General features: G+C 73.5%; 16 protein-coding genes. 3 read left to right on the top strand and 13 right to left on the bottom strand.

Going from position 1 to position 16,088, the window contains the following annotated elements:
* Positions 1–16: 16 nt before the first annotated feature.
* Positions 17–643 carry a superoxide dismutase gene (locus GD970_RS02730; RefSeq protein ID WP_152200483.1) on the top strand — a complete coding sequence of 209 codons (627 nt, stop codon included), beginning with the start codon at positions 17–19 and terminating at the stop codon, positions 641–643.
* A 544-nt stretch (positions 644–1,187) separates the two neighbouring features.
* Here the strand turns inward: GD970_RS02730 and GD970_RS02735 are convergent.
* From GD970_RS02735 to GD970_RS02765, 7 genes are all read right to left on the bottom strand, one after another.
* A complete protein-coding gene (locus tag GD970_RS02735) occupies positions 1,188–1,637 on the bottom strand; it encodes a cytochrome c oxidase subunit 4 (protein ID WP_405002556.1) in 450 nt (149 codons plus the stop codon).
* Positions 1,634–3,412 (bottom strand): aa3-type cytochrome oxidase subunit I, encoded by a 1,779-nt coding sequence (gene ctaD, locus GD970_RS02740; RefSeq protein ID WP_152200485.1) that lies wholly within the window; start codon positions 3,410–3,412, stop codon positions 1,634–1,636. The genes GD970_RS02735 and ctaD overlap by 4 nt, the downstream gene beginning before the upstream one ends.
* A complete protein-coding gene (ctaC, locus tag GD970_RS02745) occupies positions 3,412–4,314 on the bottom strand; it encodes an aa3-type cytochrome oxidase subunit II (RefSeq protein WP_226925105.1) in 903 nt (300 codons plus the stop codon). Before ctaC ends, ctaD begins: the two co-directional genes overlap by 1 nt.
* A gap of 316 nt (positions 4,315–4,630) precedes the next feature.
* The gene (locus GD970_RS22570; RefSeq protein WP_152200487.1) at positions 4,631–5,650 is read right to left on the bottom strand and encodes an FKBP-type peptidyl-prolyl cis-trans isomerase; all 1,020 of its coding nucleotides are present in this window, start codon (positions 5,648–5,650) and stop codon (positions 4,631–4,633) included.
* A gap of 63 nt (positions 5,651–5,713) precedes the next feature.
* The gene (locus tag GD970_RS02755; RefSeq protein ID WP_152200489.1) at positions 5,714–6,064 is read right to left on the bottom strand and encodes a HesB/IscA family protein; all 351 of its coding nucleotides are present in this window, start codon (positions 6,062–6,064) and stop codon (positions 5,714–5,716) included.
* Positions 6,065–6,317: 253 nt separating this feature from the next.
* Positions 6,318–7,529 carry a glycerate kinase gene (locus tag GD970_RS02760; protein WP_193314868.1) on the bottom strand — a complete coding sequence of 404 codons (1,212 nt, stop codon included), beginning with the start codon at positions 7,527–7,529 and terminating at the stop codon, positions 6,318–6,320.
* 2 nt (positions 7,530–7,531) lie between these two features.
* Positions 7,532–8,893 carry a dipeptidase gene (locus tag GD970_RS02765; protein WP_152200494.1) on the bottom strand — a complete coding sequence of 454 codons (1,362 nt, stop codon included), beginning with the start codon at positions 8,891–8,893 and terminating at the stop codon, positions 7,532–7,534.
* Between the two features lie 102 nt (positions 8,894–8,995).
* On the opposite strand from GD970_RS02765, the gene GD970_RS02770 reads away from it, so the two are divergent.
* Positions 8,996–9,577: a DUF3043 domain-containing protein gene (locus GD970_RS02770; RefSeq protein WP_211489784.1), complete on the top strand. Its 582-nt coding sequence runs from the start codon at positions 8,996–8,998 to the stop codon at positions 9,575–9,577.
* Positions 9,578–9,614: 37 nt separating this feature from the next.
* Positions 9,615–10,631: an aldo/keto reductase family protein gene (locus tag GD970_RS02775; RefSeq protein WP_152200499.1), complete on the top strand. Its 1,017-nt coding sequence runs from the start codon at positions 9,615–9,617 to the stop codon at positions 10,629–10,631.
* A 57-nt stretch (positions 10,632–10,688) separates the two neighbouring features.
* Here GD970_RS02775 and GD970_RS02780 read toward each other — a convergent pair whose 3' ends face one another.
* The 6 genes from GD970_RS02780 to GD970_RS02805 all read right to left on the bottom strand — a co-directional run bounded on the left by GD970_RS02780 (position 10,689) and on the right by GD970_RS02805 (position 16,086).
* Complete coding sequence (locus tag GD970_RS02780) at positions 10,689–11,723, bottom strand: quinone-dependent dihydroorotate dehydrogenase (RefSeq protein WP_152200501.1); 1,035 nt, start codon at positions 11,721–11,723, stop codon at positions 10,689–10,691.
* 176 nt (positions 11,724–11,899) lie between these two features.
* On the bottom strand, positions 11,900–12,493 hold the full coding sequence (locus tag GD970_RS02785) for a MerR family transcriptional regulator (protein WP_193314869.1): 594 nt from the start codon (positions 12,491–12,493) through the stop codon (positions 11,900–11,902).
* Between the two features lie 197 nt (positions 12,494–12,690).
* Positions 12,691–13,368, bottom strand: a complete 678-nt coding sequence (locus GD970_RS02790; RefSeq protein WP_152200506.1) for a bifunctional nuclease family protein — start codon at positions 13,366–13,368, stop codon at positions 12,691–12,693.
* Between the two features lie 58 nt (positions 13,369–13,426).
* Positions 13,427–14,215 carry a transcriptional regulator FtsR gene (gene ftsR, locus GD970_RS02795; protein WP_226925106.1) on the bottom strand — a complete coding sequence of 263 codons (789 nt, stop codon included), beginning with the start codon at positions 14,213–14,215 and terminating at the stop codon, positions 13,427–13,429.
* A complete protein-coding gene (locus tag GD970_RS02800; RefSeq protein ID WP_152200508.1) occupies positions 14,212–14,691 on the bottom strand; it encodes an FHA domain-containing protein in 480 nt (159 codons plus the stop codon). The genes ftsR and GD970_RS02800 overlap by 4 nt, the downstream gene beginning before the upstream one ends.
* A gap of 102 nt (positions 14,692–14,793) precedes the next feature.
* Entirely contained in the window at positions 14,794–16,086 is a 1,293-nt protein-coding gene (locus GD970_RS02805) for a DUF881 domain-containing protein (protein WP_226925118.1), read from the bottom strand.
* Between the last annotated feature and the right edge of the window lie 2 nt (positions 16,087–16,088).

The raw sequence follows: 16,088 nt of genomic DNA on the forward strand, positions 1-16,088 counted from the left end.
TACCAGGAGGAGATTCATGGCTGTCTACACCCTTCCCGACCTCCCCTATGACTACAGCGCCCTCGAGCCGCACATCAGCGGCAAGATCATGGAGCTGCACCACGACAAGCACCACGCGACCTACGTCGCCGGCGCGAACACGGCGCTGGAGAAGCTCGCCGAGGCGCGCGAGTCCGGCGACATGGCCGCCGTGAACCTGCACGAGAAGAACCTGGCGTTCAACCTCGGCGGGCACATCAACCACACGATCTTCTGGAACAACCTCTCCCCCAACGGTGGCGGCGAGCCCGAGGGCGAGGTTGCCGAGGCCATCAAGGACTCCTTCGGCGACTTCGAGAAGTTCAAGAACCACTTCAGCGCCAACGCCACCGCCATCCAGGGCTCGGGCTGGTCCGTGCTGGCCTACGACTCGGTGTCCGGGCGGCTCGTCATCTTCCAGATGTTCGACCAGCAGAACAACGTGCCGGTCGGCACCATCCCGCTGCTGCAGCTGGACATGTGGGAGCACGCGTTCTACCTGGACTACCTCAACGTCAAGGCCGACTACGTCAAGGCGTTCTGGAACATCGTCAACTGGCAGGACGTCGCGGCCCGGCTGAGCAAGGCCACGACGCAGGCTTCCGGCCTCATCGTCCCCGCCTGACCGAGCCGGAGCGACCGGGCGACGCACACGGTGGCGCCGCTCGGACACGGCACGGCCAGGAAGGCCCCCAGGAGCGATCCTGGGGGCCTTGCTGTGTCCCACGGGAGAGCCGACCGCCCGGGGCGTGGTCCGTCGCTCCCAGCGACGCCTGCGGCCTCGCTCCCGCGCGCCACGCTGCCGGCTCCCGCCGGCAGCGCCCGCACCGACCTCGAACGGCGCCCCTGCACAACGGTGTCCCGGGCCCGCCCCTGCCTGCGGCAGTGCCGGCAGAACGGCCTGGAACGCCCCTCCCCGGCCGCCCGGGCGGAGAAGCGGTACAGAGGTCGCCGGTGCCCGCCGGGTCGTCCCGCACAGGGGCTCGCGCGGCCCCGCACCCCCTGCCGTGCGCCGCCCCGAGCGCTCCCCGTCCCCTCGGACCTGTGGCGTCCCGCCCGGCGGCCGCCGGCCACCGGCCGCCGGGCGCCGGGCGCCGGCCGCCCCCTGGAGTGCCAGAAGGCCCCCGGGCATCACGCCCGGGGGCCTTCTTGGTGGTGCGGCCGACGCGTCAGTGCGCGTGCAGGCCGCGGGAGAACTCGGTGAGCTGGCCGGCCAGGGCCACCAGCGCGACGACGGCGCCGATGCCGGTGAGCCACCAGCCGACCGCCACGCCGAGGAATGCCACGGCGACACCCAGGCCCATGACGAACGGCCACCAGCTGTGCGGGGAGAAGGTGCCGACGTCGCCGGCCCGCTCCTCGATGTCCGCGGTGGGGTTGTCCTCCGGGCGCGGGGAGACGCGGCGCGCCGTCAGCCACATGTAGCCGCCCGCCAGGGAGAACATGCCGCCGAGGAGGAAGAAGCCGACGGTCCCGACCGGCTCCCACTCGGCGACGTACCCGTAGATGATCCCGAGCGGGACGAAGAAGAGGACTCCGGCGCTCAGCAGCCAGGCCTCCACCCGCATGGGCTTGGCCTGCTCCTGCTGGACGTGGCCGCCCGCGTGCTCCTTGCTCATCGGACCTCTCCCTCGTCGCCCTGACGGCGCTGGACGCGCTCCTCGATCACTGTGCCACGGCCCTCACGCTCGGCGCCCGCGTAGACGGAGTCGAGCACGTCGCGGTTCGGCTCCGCGTGGTCCAGCGCCGCGACCTCCGGGTGGTGCAGGTCGAACGCCGGCCGCTCGGAGCGGATGCGCGGCAGCGAGGTGAAGTTGTGCCGCGGGAACGGCGAGGCGGTCGCCCACTCGAGCGACTGGCCGAAGCCCCAGGGGTCGTTGACGAAGACCGTGCGCGGGCCGCGCTGGGTCTTGTAGACGTTCCACAGGAACGGCAGCGTCGACGCCGCGAGGACGACCGAGCCCACCGTGGAGATCTGGTGGTAGAGGGTGAACCCGTCCTCGGTCATGTAGTCGGCGTACCGCCGCGGCATGCCCTGGACGCCCAGCCAGTGCTGGACGAGGAACGTGGCGTGGAAGCCGATGAACAGCAGCCAGAACTGGATCTTGCCCAGCTTCTCGTCGAGCATCCGGCCGGTGAACTTGGGCCACCAGAAGAAGAAGCCGGCGTACATCGCGAACACCACGGTGCCGAACACGACGTAGTGGAAGTGCGCGACGACGAAGTAGCTGTCCTGGACCTGGAAGTCCATCACGGGGCTGGACAGGATGATGCCGGTGAGACCGCCGAAGAGGAAGGTCACCAGGAAGCCGAGCGAGTACAGCATCGGGGTCTCGAACGTGAGCTTGCCGCGCCACATGGTGCCCACCCAGTTGAAGAACTTCACGCCCGTGGGCACCGCGATGAGCATGGTCATCAGGGAGAAGAAGCTCAGCATGACGCCGCCGGTGGTGAACATGTGGTGCGCCCACACGGTCACCGACAGCGCCGCGATGGAGATCGTGGCGTAGACGAGGCCCTTGTAGCCGAAGATCGGCTTGCGGGAGAAGACCGGGATGATCTCGGAGACGATGCCGAAGAACGGCAGCGCGATGATGTACACCTCGGGGTGGCCGAAGAACCAGAACAGGTGCTGGAAGAGCATCGAGCCGCCGGCGTCGGGGTTGTAGATCTGCCCGCCCAGCACGCGGTCGAATGCCATGCCGAACAGGGCGGCGGCCAGCACCGGGAACGCCATGAGCGCCAGGATCGACGTGATGAGGATGTTCCAGGTGAAGATCGGCATCCGGAACATCGTCATGCCCGGGGCGCGCATGGTGATGATCGTGGCGATGAAGTTCACCGAGCCGAAGATCGTGCCGAACCCGGTCATCGCCAGGCCCATGACCCACAGGTCACTGCCCAGGCCCGGGGAGAAGGTCTCGAGCGACAGCGGGGTGTAGGCGGTCCAGCCGAAGGACGCCGCGCCCTTGGGGGTAAGGAACCCGCCGACGGTGATGAGCCCGCCGAGCGAGTACAGCCAGTAGGCGAACATGTTCAGCCGGGGGAACGCCACGTCCGGCGCGCCGATCTGCACCGGCACGAGGATGTTGCCGAACGCCACGAACAGCGGCGTCGCGAACAGCAGCATCATGATCGTGCCGTGCATGGTGAACAGCTGGTTGTACTGCTCCTTGGACTGCAGGAGCATGCCCGGCTCGAACAGCTCGGCCCTGATGAGCAGGGCCAGCACGCCGCCGATCATGAAGAAGACGAACGACGTGATCAGGTACATGTACCCGATCGTCTTGTGGTCCGTGGAGGTCATCCACGAGACCAGGATCTTGCCCAGGCTCTGCTTCTGGGGGCGAAGCCCCGGCACGATCTCCGGGCGGGCCTCGATGGTGGCCGCCATCAGTGCTGACTCCCTTCACCGGAGGTCGCCCCGGCAACGTTGTACTGGCGGTTGAGCTCGTCGCCCAGGCGGCCGGTCTGGCCCGCCTGCCGCAGCTCGTTCATCTTCTGGTCGAAGGTCGCGCGGTCGACCACCTCGACGTTGAACAGCATCTCGGAGTGGAACTCACCGCAGAGCTCGGCGCACTTGCCCGAGTAGGTGCCCTCCTTCTCCGGGGTCACCTGGAAGTGGTTCTCCCGGCCCGGGATGGCGTCGAGCTTGTAGAGGAACGCGGGGATCCAGAACGAGTGGGCGACGTCGCGGGACTTGATCGTGAACTCGACGCGCTCGTTGACCGGCAGGTAGAGCGTGGGCAGCGTCTCCTCGACGCCCGGCTTGCCGGTCAGGCTGACCCGGTCGCCGGAGTAGTGCACGTCCTCGGTGAGGTAGTTGAAGTCCCAGCTCCACTGCTTGCCGTAGACCTCGATCTTCTGGTCCGGCGTGGCGCTGACGTCCGTGATGGGCCCCTGCGCCCGGCTGGAGAAGAAGAACAGGACGCCGATCATGAGGATCGGCACCACCGTGTACATCAGCTCCAGCGGCACGTGGTAGCGCAGCTGCACGGGCAGCTCGTTGTCGTTCTTGCGCTTGCGGTAGGCGACGATGCACCAGATCGTCAGGCCCCACACGAGGACGCCGACGGCGAGGGCGGCGATCCAGGACCCGTTCCACAGGTCGATGACCTTGGAGGTGTGGTCGGTCAGGCCCCGCTCGCTGGGCAGGAAGCCGACATCGACGCCCTTGCCCGGTTCGCTCGGGAACTGGTCCGCAGGGGCGCAGGCGGCGGCTACGAGCGCCACCCCTACGGCGAGGACCAGGGAGCGCCCGAGGCGCTTGCCCTGGTTGAGAGACGGTGATCGCACGGGATCTGACCTTCCGACGCGGTGCTGTGCTACTGGTGGGTCGGTCTCCGGGACCCGGCGCGCGTCTCCGCGCGCGGCAATGTCCCGGGACCAACGTCCTTCGGGCTCACACTACCGGGGATTCGCGGCTGGTCGCGCCCGCCACGGCGCGGATGGGACGGCGGTGTTGACGAATCGTCAGATCGATCCGGCCGGTTCGTCCCCGATTGTCCGGTTCCGGGTCGACGGGACACGTCGGCCCCGTCTCCGGGGCGGGGACGGGGCCGGTGGGGCCGGGCGTGTCGGTGCACGCCCGGCGCGGTAAGGCGGTGGAGGGCTACTTGGTGGCGGGGGCGGGCACCATGCCGACGATGTCGACGACGCCGGCGATCGCCGGGGACGGCGTGCCGTTGCCGGAGTTCTCGTTGGCGGGCAGCTGCAGCACCGCCCGGGAGCCCACGGGCACGCCAACCAGCTGGTCGAAGATGCCGCCCTGCCCCACCTGGACCGACGTGGGCCCCGAGGTCTGCCACGTCGAGTTCGCCTGGCTGTTGTCCCAGACGTTCTCGGCGAGCTGGAGGATCAGCGTGGTGCCCGGCGTCTCCGGGACGGCCTCGCCGGTGCCCGTGGCGATGACCGTGGCGGTGGGCTTGGTCGGCTCGGCCGCGCCCTCCTTCACCTTGACCTCCGCGGGCGCGCCCAGGTCGCCCGTGACCTCCACGGGCAGGTCCGGCGCCGGCTCGACCGGCTTGGCGTCGGCCTGGCCCGCCGCGCCCTTGCCGTAGGCGTCGACGACGTCGACGACGAAGACGAGGCTCGAGCCACCGGGGATGTCCTGGCCGGCGCCCTGCTCGCCGTAGCCGAGGTCCGGCGGGATGGACAGCAGCACCCGGTCGCCCACGTGCGTCCCGGTCAGGCCCTGCTTCCAGCCCTTGATGACCGCGTTGAGGCTGAACCCGGTGGGCGCGCCGCGGTCGAAGGAGCTGTCGAAGGCCTTGTCGACGTCCCAGACCTGGCCCTTGTAGTGCGCCACCACGAAGTCGTCGGCGCCGACCTCGGCGCCGTCGCCGGCGTGGAGCACCTCGACCTTGAGGTCGGCCGGGGCACCGGTGCCGGGGAAGGTGATCTTCGGGTCCTCGCCGAACGCCCCCTCCACCGTGGGCATCTCGGTGCCGGCCGGCGTCGCCGTCGCGGAGGCGCTCTCCGAGGCCGAGGCGCTCGGCTCGGGCGTCGAGCCGCCGGAACAGCCGGCCAGCGTGAGCGCCGCGGCGACGGCGAGAGAGGTCAGGACGGCGGGGCTACGGCGCACAAGTTCTCCAGTGGGGTTCGGGTGGTGCTCCCGGGTGTCCCCGGGCATGGCTGCGGCCCCGCGCCGGTGGTCCGGCACGGGGCCGCGGGTCGGCTGACGCCGATCAGCCGATCAGTGGAAGGAGTCGCCGCAGGCGCAGGAGCCCCCGGCGTTCGGGTTGTCGATCGTGAAGCCCTGCTTCTCGATCGTGTCCGCGAAGTCGATCGTCGCGCCGTCGAGGTAGGGCACGCTCATGCGGTCCACGACGACCTCCACGCCGCCGAAGTCCCGGACGGCGTCCCCGTCGAGGAGGCGCTCGTCGAAGTACAGTTGGTAGATCAGGCCCGAGCAGCCGCCGGGCTGCACGGCCACCCGCAGGCGAAGGTCGTCGCGGCCTTCCTGCTCGAGCAGGGTCTTCACCTTGTTCGCAGCGACGTCGGTCAGCTCCACGCCGTGGGTGGTGACCTCGGTGGTCTCGCTCATTCGTCTCTCCGCTTCGTCGATGGACGTCTCGACAAGTCGAACCATGCCCGTGACGGCCTTGTTCCGCCAGCGTACGTCCTTGTCAGCAATGTACGTCCTCCGGCCCCGTTCGTGCACGGGCCCCTGCGGTGGTAGGAGCCACGCCGGGCGCGCGGACGGCAGGGCGGCGAGGGCCCGTGCGGAGGCCTCGGCCCGGCATGGGCGCGCCCCCGCGTCACACCGCCCTCGGCCCCGGCAAGTGCGCGCCCTCGCATCACACCGACCACGTCCGCGCGAGGCGCGTGGCGCGCGCCTCGAGCCGGGCCACCGGCGTCGCCGGGCCGGGAGCGGGCCGGCCGCGCCGTCGCTCGACCAGCTCGTACGTCCCGTTCACGCCGATCTGGGCGACCTCGTGGCGGCTCGTCACGACCTCCTCGGCGACGACGACCACGGGCACGCCCCGGGCCATCGCCAGCCGGCCGACCGTCGCCGGGACCGAGGCGGTCAGGGCGGCGGCGTCGAGCACCGTGGTCCCGGTGACGACCAGGTCCGCCTCGGCCACGTGCTTCGCGAGCCCGACGGCGTCGGCGACGACCTCCGCTCCGGGCAGCGCCCGGGCGCCGAGCAGCCGCAGCGCGAACGCCGCGCCGCCCCCCGCGCCGGTGCCCTCCTGGCGGGCGAGCCGGGTGCGCGTCGTCGCCTCGTCCGTCCCGCCGACGACGGCGAGGGCGGGACGGCGGGCGAGTCCGGCGGCGGCCTTCTCGAGCACGGCGGCGCCGTGCCCGATCGCGCGCTCGAGCTCCTGGGCCGTCGCCGGTCCCACCGCCGGGTCCTGACCGAGCAGGGCACCGGCCCCGTGCAGGCCGAGGAGGGGGGCGTCGTCGGCCAGCGCGAGGACGAGGTCCGCGCCGCCGAGGCCCGCGCGGACGCCGGACAACGTCGCGGCGGGCAGCGGCGCGAGGGTCGCCAGCGCCGCCCCGCCCCGCTCCAGCCCCGCGGGGGCCGGGCCCGTGCCGAGCGCCCGGGCCAGGGCGGCGAGCAGCCCGGCGCCGGCGTCGTGCACGGCGGCACCGCCGAGGCCCACGACGACGCGGCCGGCGCCGGTGCGCACCGCGGCGGCCAGCAGCTCCCCCAGTCCGGCGGACGTGCCGGCGGTGGCCGCGGCGCGGCGGTCCGGCTCGGCCACGAGGTGGCGGCCGAGCACCTGGTCGGCCTCGACGTAGGCCGTCCCGCCGCCGGCGCCGGGCACGTGCAGCACGGCGGCGGGCACCGGCTCACCGAGCGGGCCCGGCACGGTCGCGGGCACGAGCGTGCCCCCGCGCGCGGCCGCGACGACGTCGAGGAGCCCGGCGGCGCCGTCGGACATCGGTGCCTCGGCGAGGTCGACGTCCGGCGCCCCCTCGGCCCACCCACGTGCCAGCGCCCGCGCCGCGGCGACCGCCGTCAGGGCGCCGGAGAGGCGGTCCGGCGCCAGGAGCACCCGCACGCTCAGACCTGGTGGCCCAGCTTGGCCAGCAGGAGCGCCTCGGCCAGCACGACCTTCTCCAGCTCGCCCAGGTGCACGGACTCGTCCTCGCTGTGCGCGCGGGAGTCGGGGTCCTCCACCCCGGTGACGAGGATCTTCGCCTCGGGGAAGACCTCCTGGAGCTCGGAGATGAACGGGATGGACCCGCCGACGCCGATGTCCACCGGCTCGCGGCCCCAGGCCTGGTGGAAGGCCCACCGGGCGCTGCGCATCTCCTCGGTGTCCTCCGCGGCGTCGAAGGCCTGGCCCCGCTCCCCCGGCGTCACGGACACCTGGGCGCCGAACGGGGCGTGCGCGACGAGGTGGTCGTGCAGCAGCCGCTCGGCCTCGGCCGGGTCCTGCCCCGGGGCGATGCGCATGGACAGCTTGGCGCGGCACACCGGGGCGATGGTGTTCGAGGAGTGCGCCACGGAGGTGGCGTCGAGGCCGATCACGGAGATGGCCGGCTTGGTCCACATCCGGGCCGCGAGCGGGCCGGTGCCGGCCAGCCGGTAGCCCTCGACGACCGAGGCGTCGGCGCGCAGCTCCTCCTCCGGGTAGTCCACGTCGGCGTGCTCGCGCGCGACCAGGCCCGCCACGGCGACGTTGCCGTCGTCGTCGTGCAGGCTGGCGACCAGGCGGCTCATGAGGGTGACGGCGTCGAGGACCGGGCCGCCGTACATGCCGGAGTGGACGGCGTGGCCGAGCACGCGGACCTCGACCTCGCAGTCCACCAGCCCGCGCAGGGAGGTGGTCAGCGCCGGGACGCCGACCTTCCAGTTGTTGGAGTCGGCGACGACGATGACGTCGGCGGCCAGCCGGTCGCGGTAGGCGTGGAGGAACGGGGTGAAGGTCGGCGAGCCGATCTCCTCCTCGCCCTCGACGAAGACGGTCACGCCGACGCCGAGGTCCTCGCCGAGCACGCGCAGCGCGCCGACGTGGGCCATGATCCCGGCCTTGTCGTCCGCGGCGCCGCGGCCGTACAGGCGCTCGCCGCGCTGGACCGGCTCGAAGGGGTCGGACGTCCAGCCCTCGGCCGCCCCCGGCGGCTGGACGTCGTGGTGGGCGTAGAGCAGGACGGTGGGGGCGCCGTCGGGGCCCGGCCGGTGGGCGACGACGGCGGGGCGGCCGCGCCGGCCGTCGGGGAGCTCGACCTCCAGGACGTCCACCTGGGACATGCCGGCGTCGCGCAGCAGGTGGGCGACCCGCTCGGCGCTGGCGCGCACGTGCGCCTGGTCGAAGGCGGGCGAGGACACGCTCGGGATGCGCACGAGGTCCTCGAGGTCGGCGCGCACCTGGGGGAAGGCCTCGCGGGTGCGCCGGGCAAGCTCGTCGACGGTGGTCACGGCGCCGAGGTTACCCGGGGCCGGGCGCCCGGCCGCGGTCACGGCGGTGCGGGCGGGCCGTCCGTGGCCCGAGGAACGGCCGCGCTCGCCTATCCTGCTGGGGTGATCGGACGACGCAAGAGCACCCCCACCGAGCCCGAGCCCTCCGTCGAGGAGGTGCGGACCGGCAAGGGTCGCCCCACGCCGAAGCGCAAGGAGGCCGAGGCGCAGAACCGCCGTCCCCTCGTGGTGAACGACCGCAAGGAGGCCAAGCGTCGCGCCCGCGAGGTGCGCAACGAGGCCTACATGCGCCAGCGCCAGGCGATGATCACCGGCGACGAGCGCTACCTGCCGGTGCGGGACAAGGGCCCGGTGCGCCGCTACGCCCGCGACTACGTCGACGCGCGGTGGTCCATCGCGGAGTTCTTCATGCCCTTCGCCCTGCTGATGATCGTCGCGATGATGTTCGCCGGACGCTTCCCGCAGTTCGCCGAGATCATGGTCCTGGGCATGTACGCCGTGCTGCTCGTCGCCATCGCCGACTCGCTGATCATGGTGTTCTTCCTCAAGCGCCGGCTCCGCGCCAAGTTCGGCGACAAGGCCATCGCGCCGTGGACGGGGTTCTACGCCTTCGGGCGCAGCTTCTACTGGCGTCGGCTGCGCCAGCCCAAGCCGCAGGTCAAGCGGGGGCAGTACCCCTCCTGACCGGCGCCCGGTCCGGCCCTCCCCTAGCATCGCCGGCATGGTCAGCCACCGATTCCTGGGACGCTCGGGCCTGAAGGTCTCCGAGATCATCTACGGCAACTGGCTCACGCACGGCTCACAGGTCGACCAGGACGCCGCCACCGCGTGCGTCCACGCCGCCCTCGACGCCGGCATCACCACCTTCGACACCGCCGACACCTACGCGAACGGCAAGGCCGAGACGGTGCTGGCCGAGGCCCTCAAGGGGCAGCGCCGGGAGTCCCTCGAGATCCTCACCAAGGTCTACTGGCCCACCGGGCCCGGCGGCCCGAACGACTCCGGCCTGTCCCGCAAGCACATCCTCGAGTCCATCGACGCCTCGCTGAAGCGGCTGGGCACCGACCACGTGGACGTCTACCAGGCGCACCGCTACGACGTCGAGACGCCCATCGAGGAGACCATGCAGGCCTTCGCCGACGTCGTGCGGCAGGGCAAGGCGCTGTACATCGGGGTCTCGGAGTGGACGGCCGAGCAGCTGCGCTACGCCCACGACCTCTCGCGCGAGCTCGGCTTCCAGGTCATCTCCTCCCAGCCCCAGTACTCGATGCTCTGGCGCGTCATCGAGGCGGAGGTCGTCCCGACCGCCCGGGACCTGGGCATGTCCCAGATCGTCTTCTCCCCCGTCGCCCAGGGCGTGCTCAGCGGCAAGTACCGGCCCGGGCAGGCGCCCCCGGAGGGGTCGCGGGCCACGGACCACAAGGGTGGGGCGCGGTTCATCTCCCGCTTCCTCGACGACGAGGAGCTCGTCACCCGGGTCCAGGGCCTGCGGCCCATCGCCGAGGAGCTGGGCCTGACCATGGCGCAGCTCGCCGTCGCCTGGGTGCTCCAGCGCGAGAACGTCACCGCGGCGATCATCGGCGCCTCGCGCCCCGAGCAGGTCGCGGAGAACGCCGCGGCGGCCGGGGTGACGATCCCGGACGAGGTCATGACCCGCATCGACGAGGTGCTGGGCGACAAGGTGGTCCGCGACCCGCGGCTGACGTGGGAGAACGCCCCGCATCGCCGTCCCACGTGACGGTGCCGCCGTCCGGTGCGGCCTACCGGCTCGCCGCCAGCGCGCGGTAGCCGCGGCCTACCGGCTCGCGGCCAGGGCGCGGTTGATGCGGCCGGGCCAGGCCGGGCCCTGGTAGACGAACGCCGAGTAGCCCTGCAGCAGGTCGGCGCCGGCGTCGAGCATCGCCTCGGCGTCGGCCACCGAGGAGATGCCGCCGACGCCGATGATCACCGGCCCCTGCCCCAGGCGCTCGCGCAGCCGGCGCACGACGGCGAGGGCCCGGTCACGCAGCGGCTCGCCGGACAGCCCGCCGGGGCCGAGGTCGTGCGCGATCGTGGTGTTGGTGGCCACCACCCCGTCCAGCCCCAGCTCGACGGCGAGGTCGGCGACGGCGTCGAGGTCGCCGTCGGCCAGGTCGGGGGCGATCTTGACCAGCAGCGGGACGTGCCGGCCGGCCGCCTCGTCGGCCGCCGCCCGCACGGCGGCGAGGATCGGGCGCAGCGCGTCGACGGCCTGGAGGTCACGCAGGCCCGGGGTGTTGGGCGAGGAGACGTTGACGACGAGGTAGTCCGCCCAGCGCGCCACGGCGCGGGCGCTGGTGACGTAGTCGTCCACCGCCTCGGCCAGCGGGGTGACCTTGCTCTTGCCGATGTTCGCGCCCACCACCACGGCGCGGCCGCGGCGCGTGGCCCGCAGGCGGCGCAGCTCCTCCCCCGCCGCCGCGGCGCCCCGGTTGTTGAAGCCCATGCGGTTGCGCAGCGCGCGCAGGTCCACGTGGCGCCACAGCCGCGGGCGCTCGTTGCCCGGCTGCGCCCGAGCGGTGACGGTGCCCACCTCGACGAAGCCGAACCCGAGCATGTCCATCCCCAGGACCGTGTCGGCGTCCTTGTCCATGCCCGCGGCGAGGCCGAGGCGGCCGGGGACGGGCCGGGCGAAGGGGCCGCCGTCCGCCTGCGCCGCGACCGGCGCGGCCGGGCGCCGGCCGAGGGTGGCGCGCACCGCGTCGGACAGCACCGGCACGCGGCTCACGGTGCGGATCAGGCCCATCGCCAGCCGGTGGGCGGTCTCAGGGTCCAGGCGCACGGCGACCGCGCGGAAGAGGAGGGGGTACACGCCGCGAGCCTACCGGCGCCCGCCCCGCGCACGCCGGGGCGTCCGGGTCGCGGCACGGGCCCCGCAACGAAGCAGCCCGCCGCGGCAGGGCAGCGACAAGGCCCGCCCGCCTGGTGGCGGAACGGGCCCTCGTGCCGGTGCTGCGAAACCTTCGGCCGGGGTGGCCTGCGCGCCGCTCAGCCGGCGTTGCGGGCGGCGCGGCGGCGGGCGAGCTCGTCCTCGACACCTGGCAGGGGCTCGTCGTGCGCGCGCTCGGTGGGCAGCTGGGCCAGCTCCCCCTCGACCTCGCGCCACACGCGGCCGACCGCGATGCCGAAGACGCCCTGGCCGCCCTGGACGAGGTCGATGACCTCGTCGGCGGAGGTGCACTCGTACACGGAGGCGCCGTCGCTCATGAGGGTGATCTGCGCGAGGTCGTCGACGCCGCGCTCGTGCAGGTGCGTGATGGCCGTGCGGATCTGCTGCAGCGAGACCCCGGTGTCGAGGAGCCGCTTGACGACCTTCAGGACGAGGATGTCCCGGAAGCTGTAGAGGCGCTGGCTGCCCGAGCCCTTCGCGCCGCGGATGCTCGGCTCGACCAGGCCGGTGCGCGCCCAGTAGTCGAGCTGGCGGTAGGTGATGCCGGCGGCGCGACAGGCGGTCGGGCCCCGGTAGCCGGTGTCCTGGTCGAGGTCCGGCAGCGTGTCGCCGAACAGCATGCCCTGGGCGCGCTGGGGGACGCCGGGGACGGCGTCGGCCGTCGCATCAGTGCCGCTCACAGGGATCTCCATTCGTCGCTGTCCGTCGTCATTCACCGGAACCCCGCCCCCCATTGAGGATACTCGTGCCCGGCTTTCCGACGAGCCCCACGCTAGGGCCCGCCCCTGGGCAGGTCAACGAGGCTCGCCCGACGGAGAGTCGGTGTGTCGGACCCGGCGTGTCTGGACCTCGACCTCAGGTTGAGCCGCATCGCTGCGGACCCCTTTCCTCAGGTTTCCTCGGGGCCCTCGCCGGGGTCTTCCGGCCCGGCGGTGTCCTCGCCCGAGCCGGCACCCTCGGACGCGTCGGGCGCCCGGTGGCGGGGGCCCTTCTCCGGGCCACCGGCCGGCCCGCCCGGCTCGGCCGGGCCCCCGGGGCTCTGGAAGTCCTCGGGCTCGACGCCTTCGAGGAAGGCGCGGAACTCCTCGAGGACCTCCGGCGAGGCCTCGGCGGCCGCAGGCGGCGTGCCGGAGGCGGCCCCGGCCTCGCGGGTCTCGGAGGCGTCCAGGCCGGCGTCCTCCACCGGCACCCCGGCCAGGGCCAGCAGGCTCTCCTCGCACAGCACCGGGCAGTGGGCGCGCAGCGCGATCGCGATGGCGTCGGACGGGCGCGCGTCGACGACGGCCCCGTTCCCCAGCACCAGCTCGGCGTGGAAGATGCCGTGCAGCACGTGAGTGACGCGCACCTCCACGACGCGCACGCCGAGCTTGTCGAGGATGGACACGAGCAGGTCGTGGGTCAGCGGGCGCGGCGGGACGAGCCCGGCCTGGGCCGAGGCGATCGCGGCGCCCTCCCGCGGCCCGATGACGATGGGCAGGACGAGGTCGCCTCCCGGCTCGCCGAGCACGACGACCACCTCGTTGCCGGGCACGCTCACTCGCACGCCGAGGACCACCATCTCGCGCATGCGGCAACGGTACGTCGCCCCGGGTCGGGCCGCGCCCGGAACCGCAGGGCCCGGAGGGTCAGCCCAGCTGGTCCACCGCGGTGCGCAGCAGCTCGGCGTGCAGGCGGGCGTAGAGCTCGGCGAGCTCGGCGGCCTGGGCGGCGCTGCGCTCGCGCGCCGCGCCGGAGCGCTGGGCCCGCAGCGGGGCGACCACCTGGTCGATGAGGTCGGCCTCCCGCTCGGCGCTGGTGCGCACGGTGCGCAGGTGGCGGGGGCTGAAGCCGTACCGGGCGAGGGCCAGCACGGCCTGGACGACCTGCACTGCCCGGCCCGGAAAGCGGCCGCGGGTGTCGGCGAGGACGAGCCCGGCCTGCGCCATCTCGTCGACCTCGCTCTCGGTGGCGCCGGTCAGCTCGCAGATCTCCGCGACGCTCACCCGGGCCCCCGGGGCCGGGGCGACGAGCTCGCCGTCGCGCGTGACCACGCGCGCCCGGCCGGGCTGCTCGACCGTGCGGCCGGCGTCGAGGTCGGCGAGCTGCTCGCGGATGACGCGCAGGGGCAGGTAGCTGTCGCGCTGGGCGGTCAGGGCGTAGCGGATCCGCTCGGTGTCCGCCCGGGAGTACATCCGGTAGCCGGACCCGCTGCGCTGCGGCGTGACCAGCCCCTGCTCCTCCAGGAATCGCAGCTTGGAGATGGTCACCGCCGGGAACTCCGGCTTGAGCGCGGCCAGCACGCCGCCGATGCTCATGGACGGCTCGTGGGAGACCCCGGGCGGCCAGGAGACCGGGCCGTCGTGCCCCTCGCTCGTGCCCTGCTCCGCCGCGTCGTCGGGCTCGCGCGCCTGGCGGCGCTGCGCGGCGGGGCTCACCTGGCGTCCGCGCCCGCCGCCGGCCTCGCGCCCCGCTTGGGACTCGGGTGGTAGGTGAGGCGGTACTTGCCGATCTGCACCTCGTCGCCGGCGCGCAGGGTGACGGAGTCGATCCGCTCCCGGTTGACGTAGGTGCCGTTGAGGCTGCCGACGTCGCGCACGGCGAACCCGCCGCCCTCGACCGCGAGGAACTCGGCGTGCTTGCGCGAGACGGTGACGTCGTCGAGGAAGATGTCCGAGCTGGGGTGCCGGCCGGCGGTGGTGCGCTCGGCGTCGAGGAGGAAGCGCGCGCCGGCGTTCGGGCCGCGCTGGACGATCAGCAGCGCCGACGCCGGCGGCAGGGCCTCGACGGCGGCGGCGTCGTCGACGCCCATCCCCTGAGCCGTCAGCTCGGTGTCGGCCTCGTAGCCCACCGCGCCGAAGCGGGCGGTGCTGGTGACATCCGGGCGGTCGGGCTGCTCCGGGGTGCTGGTCATCTGCCTGCCTCCTGGGGTCGCGCGGAAGGGGCGCACTCGGTCACGCCCGCTGTTGCTGGTGTCCACTCTAGAGGTCAAGGCGCCGCTGACGGCACCGCGACCTCAGCCGTTGTCCTTCGACGGGGCCGGCGTGGCGTGCTTGGGGGCCTCGAGCTCGCGCACGGCGGTGATCTGAAGATCGTCCGACTCGGTCATCTGGGCCCGGCCGCCGGCGTTGCGCACGGAGGCGAGGGCGCCGCCCGGGATGTCGAGGGCGACCGAGATGGTGTGGGGGTCGCCGATGGCGGTCCACTCGTAGGGCGGGCGCACCGTGGTGCCGTCGACGACGACGCCCTCGCCCGAGGCGTCGAGGATCCAGCTGCTGGCCGTCAGCCGCTGCCCGGACAGCTCCACCGCCTCGGCGCCGGCGTTGCGCAGCTCCTCGAGGATCTTCACGAGCGTCTGGGCGCGGACCTCGCCCGCGGGGTCCTGGATCGTCACCCGCACCCCCGGCCCCTGGACGGGCAGGGTGCCGGCGAGGACGCCCTGCACCCGCGCCTGCTCGGCCGCCGCCTTCGCCGCGGCCTCGCGCGAGCTGGTGCTGGAGCGGAGCTCGGCGAGGTCGGACCGCAGCTGCTCCTGCTCCTGGTCGAGCTCGTGGTTGCGGCGGGTGAGCTCGTCGAGGAGCCGGACGAGGTCGTCCTGGCGCATGCCGGACAGCGCGTCGTCGTGGGTCTGGCGGATCTGGGTCACGACACCGAAGCCCAGCGCCGCGCAGAGCACGGCCACGAGCAGGTGCCTGGCGCTCGCCCGGGGCCGGAGCAGGTCGCGCCAGCCGGACCCGGGCCTCGTCGGGCCCGCCGACGGCGCCGCCTCCTCGCGAGGAGCGGGCGCGGGCGTGCCCGCCTCCGGCGCCTCGGCGCGGGCCGGCGTCTTCTGGGTGCCGTTCGCCGGCGCCTGCTCGCGCGCCGCAGGCTTCTGGGTGGCCACGGGGGGCGTTTTCTTGCCCGGGGGCGCCTGCTCGCCTGCCGGCGGCGCCTCCTCGCGCACCGGGGGCGTCTCCTCGCCGACGGGGCCCGCCTCCTTGGTCGCCGGGACTGCGGTCTCGGGCGGCTCGGTGGCCTTGCCGTCGGGCGCGAGCGCCTCCGTGCCGCGGGAGAGCGCCTCCTCGGGCGGCTCGGTGGCGTTCCTAGCAGCAGCGGGCGGCGCCGTGACCGCTTCGGGGGCCTCCTTCGTGGTCCCGGCGCCCTTGTCGCGCGCCGGGGACGCGCCCTTGCCTCGCGCCGGCCGCTTCTTGGGCTGCGCGGGCTTCTTGCCACCCGACGCCTTTCCCGCGGATGCCGCCTTGCCCGCCGGACGTGGCGAGCTGGCGGAGGCGGACGGGCGGGTGGTGCCGTTCTGCTCGGAAGGGGTCATGC

It is taken from the genome of Georgenia thermotolerans (assembly GCF_009193185.1).
In the GTDB taxonomy this organism is placed as follows: domain Bacteria; phylum Actinomycetota; class Actinomycetes; order Actinomycetales; family Actinomycetaceae; genus Georgenia; species Georgenia thermotolerans.